Below are 8056 nucleotides of genomic sequence, written 5' to 3'. Positions count from 1 at the left end.
TGGACATGGGTAGATCACCTGGTTTCGGGTCTACGACCACGTACTCAATTCGCCCTATTCAGACTCGCTTTCGCTGCGGCTCCGCATCTTCTGCTTAACCTTGCACGGGATCGTAACTCGCCGGTTCATTCTACAAAAGGCACGCCATCACCCGTTAACGGGCTCTGACTACTTGTAGGCACACGGTTTCAGGATCTCTTTCACTCCCCTTCCGGGGTGCTTTTCACCTTTCCCTCACGGTACTGGTTCACTATCGGTCACTAGGGAGTATTTAGCCTTGGGAGATGGTCCTCCCGGATTCCGACGGAATTTCACGTGTTCCGCCGTACTCAGGATCCACTCAGGAGAGAACGAAGTTTTGACTACAGGGCTGTTACCTCCTATGGCGGGCCTTTCCAGACCTCTTCATCTACCTCGTTCCTTTGTAACTCCGTACAGAGTGTCCTACAACCCCAAGAGGCAAGCCTCTTGGTTTGGGCTGGTCCCGTTTCGCTCGCCGCTACTCAGGGAATCGCATTTGCTTTCTCTTCCTCCGGGTACTTAGATGTTTCAGTTCTCCGGGTCTGCCTTCTCATATCCTATGTATTCAGATATGGATACCACTCCATTACGAGTGGTGGGTTTCCCCATTCGGAAATCTCCGGATCAAAGCTTGCTTACAGCTCCCCGAAGCATATCGGTGTTCGTCCCGTCCTTCATCGGCTCCTAGTGCCAAGGCATCCACCGTGCGCCCTTTCTAACTTAACCGTTAAAAAGAATCACTACGTGATATCTTGCATTACAATTGAATGTGAATTACTTCTGTTATCTAGTTTTCAAAGAACAACGCATAGGACATGCTAACACATGCGTTGCCACAGGAAGTGGCGCATTTAGCAGGTGTTCCTATGTTTTGAAGGAATGATCCTTCAAAACTAAACAAGACAGGGAACGTTCTGTTTATAAGACCCAAGGTCTTATATTCCGTTAAAATCCTTAGAAAGGAGGTGATCCAGCCGCACCTTCCGATACGGCTACCTTGTTACGACTTCACCCCAATCATCTGTCCCACCTTCGGCGGCTGGCTCCAAAAAGGTTACCTCACCGACTTCGGGTGTTACAAACTCTCGTGGTGTGACGGGCGGTGTGTACAAGGCCCGGGAACGTATTCACCGCGGCATGCTGATCCGCGATTACTAGCGATTCCAGCTTCACGCAGTCGAGTTGCAGACTGCGATCCGAACTGAGAACAGATTTGTGGGATTGGCTTAACCTCGCGGTTTCGCTGCCCTTTGTTCTGCCCATTGTAGCACGTGTGTAGCCCAGGTCATAAGGGGCATGATGATTTGACGTCATCCCCACCTTCCTCCGGTTTGTCACCGGCAGTCACCTTAGAGTGCCCAACTAAATGCTGGCAACTAAGATCAAGGGTTGCGCTCGTTGCGGGACTTAACCCAACATCTCACGACACGAGCTGACGACAACCATGCACCACCTGTCACTCTGCCCCCGAAGGGGACGTCCTATCTCTAGGATTGTCAGAGGATGTCAAGACCTGGTAAGGTTCTTCGCGTTGCTTCGAATTAAACCACATGCTCCACCGCTTGTGCGGGCCCCCGTCAATTCCTTTGAGTTTCAGTCTTGCGACCGTACTCCCCAGGCGGAGTGCTTAATGCGTTAGCTGCAGCACTAAGGGGCGGAAACCCCCTAACACTTAGCACTCATCGTTTACGGCGTGGACTACCAGGGTATCTAATCCTGTTCGCTCCCCACGCTTTCGCTCCTCAGCGTCAGTTACAGACCAGAGAGTCGCCTTCGCCACTGGTGTTCCTCCACATCTCTACGCATTTCACCGCTACACGTGGAATTCCACTCTCCTCTTCTGCACTCAAGTTCCCCAGTTTCCAATGACCCTCCCCGGTTGAGCCGGGGGCTTTCACATCAGACTTAAGAAACCGCCTGCGAGCCCTTTACGCCCAATAATTCCGGACAACGCTTGCCACCTACGTATTACCGCGGCTGCTGGCACGTAGTTAGCCGTGGCTTTCTGGTTAGGTACCGTCAAGGTGCCGCCCTATTTGAACGGCACTTGTTCTTCCCTAACAACAGAGCTTTACGATCCGAAAACCTTCATCACTCACGCGGCGTTGCTCCGTCAGACTTTCGTCCATTGCGGAAGATTCCCTACTGCTGCCTCCCGTAGGAGTCTGGGCCGTGTCTCAGTCCCAGTGTGGCCGATCACCCTCTCAGGTCGGCTACGCATCGTCGCCTTGGTGAGCCGTTACCTCACCAACTAGCTAATGCGCCGCGGGTCCATCTGTAAGTGGTAGCCGAAGCCACCTTTTATGTCTGAACCATGCGATTCAAACAAGCATCCGGTATTAGCCCCGGTTTCCCGGAGTTATCCCAGTCTTACAGGCAGGTTACCCACGTGTTACTCACCCGTCCGCCGCTAACATCAGGGAGCAAGCTCCCATCTGTCCGCTCGACTTGCATGTATTAGGCACGCCGCCAGCGTTCGTCCTGAGCCAGGATCAAACTCTCCGATAATGGATCACAGACTAAGTTCACTGCATCCTGCAGTAACGTCTGTGTGATCTGCGTCGTGCAGACCTTAGTTTGACTGACTACGCACATTGCTGTGCGATTTATTTAAAACTTTGAATTAACAGGTACGTTTTGTCTTGTTTAGTTTTCAAAGATCATCTCAACCTCATCTCGAAGCGACTTTTTTAGTATAACATTTCAGCAAGTTGCTGTCAAATGTTTTTTTGTTTTTATTTCTCCGCCGCTGTGAGCTTTTTGTTGAAGCGCATCAGCGACGTTTAATAATATAACACGCTTATAAATCAGCGTCAACACTTTTTTTAAAAGAATATCCTCGATGATATACTTCTTGTCCTTTGGTTTCTATTTGGGATACTTCAATAAAGCCTTTTTCCGTCAGGTAATCAAGCATGACACCGAGATCTTGAGTGAAGTGCGCCAGTTCAGGATGCTGAAGCAATTCTCCAAACTGCCACATTTCTTTTTCTTTCATCACTTGAAAAAGATGGGCAGAACCGATTTCAGCTTTTGAATGAATGAGAAAATCATTTGCTAAGAATAATAATTCGAGTCTTTTCTCCAGGCTTTCGTGACTCTCGACAAGTTCGGAATATAACTTATACACCTGCGGCTCAATATGACGGACCTGATTCCAGACTGTCGTTTCCGGATAAAACCCCCGGTCAATCACTTCTATGCGGGCCAAGTGGTGAAGAGCATGCACTACCGCATAATATGCGTCCAGAAAATGATCAGCTTCAAAAAACGCTTTTCCTTCTACAAACCTTCTGATCAGCTTGCCGTACTCCATTCCGATTTTTAATTTGCGCTCGGCGAACGGGAATGTGCTGAGCCGGTCAGCAAGCTCAGCTATATATTCATTGCGGTCAAACAGCACCTTGCCGTTGATGATCCAATCTATAACTCTTCTGTTTGTCCCCAGCAAAATCCATTCCTGAAGCAGAGCATCCGTTACAATATGTAAGGAAGCGGTTTTGTGTTCGAATTCATAATGCTTTATAAAAAGAGGCTCTTCAGCCTGTTTGACAATGACAAGCATGACCGCATCAAAGTTATCTGTGATGGATGATGCTTTGCTCCTTCTCTCAATCATAAGGACGGCCAGCGTATCGGGATGACTTGCTCTTTCTTGGTAAATTGGACGGAGAAGATTGTCCATTACGATTCCTCCAATGCGATTGTTTCACTAGCTATTGTTTCTACATTTCTATGATAAAACATGAAAGTCCTTTTTTCTAAACACATTGCACTATTATAACAAATTTCCTTTCGGCTGCCATATTTATTCTTCCCTTTTCTTACGAGAACATGAAGAATATACCATCTGTTTTGTGCTATAGTTAAACCAGAGGGGGATGGACATGGCGAAATACTCAAGCAAAATTAATAAGATCAGAACGTTTGCGTTAAGTTTGGTTTTCGTTGGGTTTATCATTATGTACATCGGGCTGTTCTTTAAGCAGTCTGTTTTGCTTGCCAGCTTGTTTATGATTCTCGGCCTGCTGTCGATCGGGCTGAGCACCGCCGTTTATTTTTGGATCGGCATGCTGTCCACAAAAGCGGTCCGGGTGACGTGCCCCGCCTGTGAGAAAGAAACGAAAATTCTGGGCAGAGTGGATATGTGCATGCATTGCAGAGAGCCGCTTACATTGGATAAAGGGTTGGAAGGCAAAGCGTTTGATGAGTCTTATAACAAAAAAAACAGTGTGAAATAAACAAAGCTGACCGTATCAAAGCGGTCAGCTTCGTTTAATGGTTTTCTTTTTTGGAGCATTCTTGGCAGACACCGTAAATCTCCAAACGATGGTGGCTTACCTTAAACCCCGTTACGTGAGCCGCAAGCTGTTCAACTTCGTCAAGCCCGGGATAATGAAAGTCCACGATTTTTCCGCAGTTTTCACAAATGGCGTGATAATGGTCAGAGGTGACAAAGTCAAACCTGCTGGACGCATCTCCGTACGTCAGTTCCTTTACAAGCCCAGCTTCCCGGAATACACGCAAATTGTTATATACTGTTGCGACACTCATATTAGGGAATTTCCCTTCCAAGGCTTTATATATATCGTCCGCTGTCGGATGAGCCATAGAGTCCACGAGATATTCCAGAATGGCATGACGTTGAGGAGTAATCCGGACTCCCGTATCCTTCAACGTGTCTAAGGCTTCTTTTAATTCATGTGCAGCCATCCGTCATGCACCTCTCTTCTAAAAAAGATTCTTACTTTATAATGTTTATAATTAGTGTACATCTTTTTCCGGTCTCCTGTCAAATGTAATCTGAAGAAAACCCCGTGATTTCAGCATTTGTCCATTAATTTGCCGCAATTTGTTCCAATTCGCGAAGAGCCTCCGCAACATGATCTTTCACTTTTACTTTTCTCCACTCCTTCACAAGACGGCCTTCTTTGTCTAACAGAAAGGTGGATCGCTCGATTCCCATATATTCTTTCCCAAAATTCTTCTTCAGCTTCCACACGTCAAAAGCTTCCGCCAGTTTATGCTCGTCATCGACGAGGAGCTGGAAAGGAAGATCGTGTTTCTGTTTAAATTTTTCATGTTTGTCACGGCTGTCAGGGCTTACTCCGATAATGACCGCATCAAGTCCCGCAAAACTTTCGTGCTGATCACGGAAATCGCATGCTTCCGTCGTGCATCCGGGTGTCATGTCTTTCGGATAAAAATAGAGCACGACGTACTTCCCTTTAAAATCCGTTAATGATACTTCTTCTCCGCTGTCGTTCAATAATTCCATATCCGGTGCCGCTTGTCCGATTTCAATCGTCATTTCTTATACCTCCGGGTTTTTTATTAAGCGTATCCAATTCACGTTAAGATTACAACCGTTATCCCCCGCTCTTTTCTGGAAGCAAGAACCGTTGTGCTCGCAATGAAGCATGCTACAATAGAACATGATGTAAGGAGATATTAGGAGGGTCATTTTTTGTATACAAAATCAGTTGAACTTCATAAGGAAGCGTTAGAACATATCGTCGGAGGCGTGAACAGTCCGTCCAGATCCTACAAAGCGGTAGGCGGCGGTTCACCAGTTGCGATGGAAAAAGCGAACGGCGCTTATTTCTGGGATGTAGACGGGAATCAGTATATTGATTATTTAGCGGCTTACGGCCCGATTATTACCGGACATGCCCACCCGCATATTACAGAAGCGATTACAAAAGCAGCTGAAAACGGCGTACTGTACGGGACTCCGACCAAACATGAGGTCACTTTCGCCAAAATGCTGAAGGAGGCCATCCCGTCACTTGATAAAGTTCGGTTTGTGAACTCGGGCACGGAAGCCGTGATGACAACGATCCGGGTTGCACGCGCTTATACAGGCCGGACAAAAATCATTAAATTCGCCGGCTGCTATCACGGCCATTCTGATCTCGTGCTCGTCGCTGCGGGTTCAGGACCGTCCACACTCGGCACCCCCGATTCCGCAGGTGTGCCGAAAAGCATCGCCAATGAGGTAATCACCGTTCCTTTCAATGACATTGAAAGCTACAAAGCCGCATTGGACAAATGGGGTTCGGAAATTGCAGCGGTCCTCGTCGAGCCGATTGTCGGCAATTTCGGCATCGTTGAACCTGAAGAAGGCTTTTTAGAACAGGTCAACGAATTGACCCATAAAGCGGGCGCGCTCGTCATTTATGATGAAGTGATCACGGCGTTTCGTTTTATGTACGGAGGCGCGCAGGATCTTCTCCAAGTGAAGCCTGATTTAACGGCGCTCGGAAAAATTATCGGAGGCGGCTTGCCGATCGGCGCTTACGGAGGCAAAAAAGAAATCATGGAGCAGGTTGCTCCGCTCGGCCCGGCATATCAAGCCGGCACGATGGCCGGAAACCCGGCATCCATCTTATCAGGCATCGCCTGTTTGGAAGTGCTGAAGGAAGAAGGCGTTTATGAGCGGCTTGATCAGCTCGGCGCCAGACTTGAGCAAGGCATTCTCACCCATGCGGAGACACATGGCATTACCATCACCGTCAATCGATTAAAAGGCGCGCTTACGGTTTATTTCACTGATGAAAAGATCGTCAATTATGAGCAGGCGGAAAATACGGACGGAGAAGCATTTGCCAAGTTCTTTAAGCTGATGCTTGAGCGCGGCATCAATCTCGCCCCGTCGAAGTATGAAGCTTGGTTTATAACAACCGCACATACTGAAGAGGATATCGACGCCACTTTAAAAGCGGTTGAAGATGCGTTCAGACATATGAAAAATTAACTGCCGAAACAAGCGGGAGCCCGGGGCTTCCGCTTTTTCTTTTTGTCCGATTTGTGAGATAATGGTTTTTTCAAAAAAAGACCTTGAATAATTAGCACGATCCCTGTATATTACTTTATTGTTTAGCAAATCAACCGACAGGGAAATGTAAGTGTCAGCCGTTCGTTCGGCACATAATTTATTAGAGAAAGGAATGCACGCACAAACCAATGAAACTTGGTGCCCGCATTTTTAAAACAGGGATTGCGATTACGCTCGCGCTCTACTTAGCATCATGGATCGGACTTCCGTCGCCGATCTTTGCCGGGATTGCAGCTATATTTGCCATACAGCCCTCTATTTACAGGTCTTTTCTTATCATTATTGATCAGGTGCAGGCAAATATCATCGGCGCTGTCATCGCTACGGTATTCGGACTGATTTTCGGACCGAGTCCGATTATGATCGGACTGACCGCAGTGATTGTCATCACGATTATGTTAAAACTGAAAATTGAACACACCATTTCGATTGCGCTCGTGACGGTTATCGCAATTTTGGAAACACCGGGAAACAGCTTCCTGACGTTCGCTCTGATACGAACAAGCACCGTTATTTTAGGGGTGCTGTCTTCTTTCATTGTGAACCTTGTGTTTCTTCCGCCGAAATACGAAACGAAGCTGACTCATCATACGGTTGAATATACCGATGAGATCATGAAATGGATCAGGCTGACGATGCGCCAGTCTACGGAGCACTCGATATTGAAAGAGGATATTGAGAAGCTGAAGGAAAAGATGATGAAGCTTGATCATACGTACCTTCTTTATAAAGAGGAAAGAAGCTACTTTAAGAAAACGACGTATGTAAAGTCACGCAAGCTTGTATTATTCAGACAGGCGATTATTACGGCGAATCGGGCGCTTGATATGCTGAAAAAGCTGCACCGCTATGAAAATGAGATTTATCATATGCCGGAGGAATTTCAGGAGACGCTGACAGAAGAAATCGATTATCTGCTTCATTGGCACGAAAGAGTTCTGATGCGGACAGTCGGCAAGATTAAACCGCATGATGACGATGCTGAAGAAAGCATTAGATATAAACAGCTTTTGACGAAGTCTTTCTTAAAAAACCAGCAGAACTGCGAAGATGAACTGCTTGATTACAATATGCTCAGCATTATGGCTGCGGTTGCGGAATACCGCGAACAGCTGGAGCATCTCGATACGTTAATCACGAGTTTTCAGACATACCACCCGAAAGACAGCGAATTAGAAACAGACGATGAGTAACCCG

Annotated in this window: 6 protein-coding genes and 2 rRNA genes (1 of these 8 cut by a window edge); 3 read left to right on the top strand and 5 right to left on the bottom strand. The window is 47.1% G+C overall.

Going from position 1 to position 8056, the window contains the following annotated elements; genetic code table 11:
• The 3 genes from ACW5MY_RS04575 to ACW5MY_RS04565 form a co-directional block, all read right to left on the bottom strand.
• Positions 1 to 747: ribosomal RNA gene (locus tag ACW5MY_RS04575) — 23S ribosomal RNA — on the bottom strand (it extends 2183 nt beyond the left edge of the window).
• A gap of 232 nt (positions 748 to 979) precedes the next feature.
• Positions 980 to 2529 (bottom strand): 16S ribosomal RNA (locus ACW5MY_RS04570).
• The 16S and 23S rRNA genes sit together here, the layout of an rRNA operon.
• A gap of 292 nt (positions 2530 to 2821) precedes the next feature.
• A complete protein-coding gene (locus ACW5MY_RS04565) occupies positions 2822 to 3706 on the bottom strand; it encodes a nucleotidyltransferase-like protein (protein ID WP_013351504.1) in 885 nt (294 codons plus the stop codon).
• Positions 3707 to 3908: 202 nt separating this feature from the next.
• Here ACW5MY_RS04565 and ACW5MY_RS04560 point away from each other — a divergent pair, with 202 nt between their 5' ends.
• Complete coding sequence (locus ACW5MY_RS04560; RefSeq protein WP_013351503.1) at positions 3909 to 4262, top strand: YgzB family protein; 354 nt, start codon at positions 3909 to 3911, stop codon at positions 4260 to 4262.
• 34 nt (positions 4263 to 4296) lie between these two features.
• On the opposite strand, the gene perR is transcribed toward ACW5MY_RS04560, so the two are convergent.
• Together perR and bcp are read right to left on the bottom strand one after the other, a co-directional pair.
• A complete protein-coding gene (gene perR, locus ACW5MY_RS04555; protein ID WP_013351502.1) occupies positions 4297 to 4734 on the bottom strand; it encodes a peroxide-responsive transcriptional repressor PerR in 438 nt (145 codons plus the stop codon).
• A 124-nt stretch (positions 4735 to 4858) separates the two neighbouring features.
• Positions 4859 to 5332: a thioredoxin-dependent thiol peroxidase gene (bcp, locus tag ACW5MY_RS04550; RefSeq protein WP_013351501.1), complete on the bottom strand. Its 474-nt coding sequence runs from the start codon at positions 5330 to 5332 to the stop codon at positions 4859 to 4861.
• Between the two features lie 156 nt (positions 5333 to 5488).
• On the opposite strand from bcp, the gene ACW5MY_RS04545 reads away from it, so the two are divergent.
• Positions 5489 to 6778 (top strand): glutamate-1-semialdehyde 2,1-aminomutase, encoded by a 1290-nt coding sequence (locus ACW5MY_RS04545; protein WP_013351500.1) that lies wholly within the window; start codon positions 5489 to 5491, stop codon positions 6776 to 6778.
• A gap of 209 nt (positions 6779 to 6987) precedes the next feature.
• A complete protein-coding gene (locus ACW5MY_RS04540; protein ID WP_013351499.1) occupies positions 6988 to 8052 on the top strand; it encodes an aromatic acid exporter family protein in 1065 nt (354 codons plus the stop codon).
• Positions 8053 to 8056 lie beyond the last annotated feature (4 nt).

The organism is Bacillus sp. Bwzl_19, from assembly GCF_054900515.1.
The sequence above is the reverse complement of the archived record's forward strand: the minus strand, read 5'-3'. Positions and strand labels throughout refer to the sequence as shown.

Coding starts and splice junctions, on each gene's coding strand:
- ACW5MY_RS04565 (WP_013351504.1), bottom strand. CDS start 3,706: ATGGACAATCTTCTCCGTCCAATTTACCAAGAAAGAGCAAGTCATCCC.
- ACW5MY_RS04560 (WP_013351503.1), top strand. CDS start 3,909: ATGGCGAAATACTCAAGCAAAATTAATAAGATCAGAACGTTTGCGTTA.
- perR (WP_013351502.1), bottom strand. CDS start 4,734: ATGGCTGCACATGAATTAAAAGAAGCCTTAGACACGTTGAAGGATACG.
- bcp (WP_013351501.1), bottom strand. CDS start 5,332: ATGACGATTGAAATCGGACAAGCGGCACCGGATATGGAATTATTGAAC.
- ACW5MY_RS04540 (WP_013351499.1), top strand. CDS start 6,988: ATGAAACTTGGTGCCCGCATTTTTAAAACAGGGATTGCGATTACGCTC.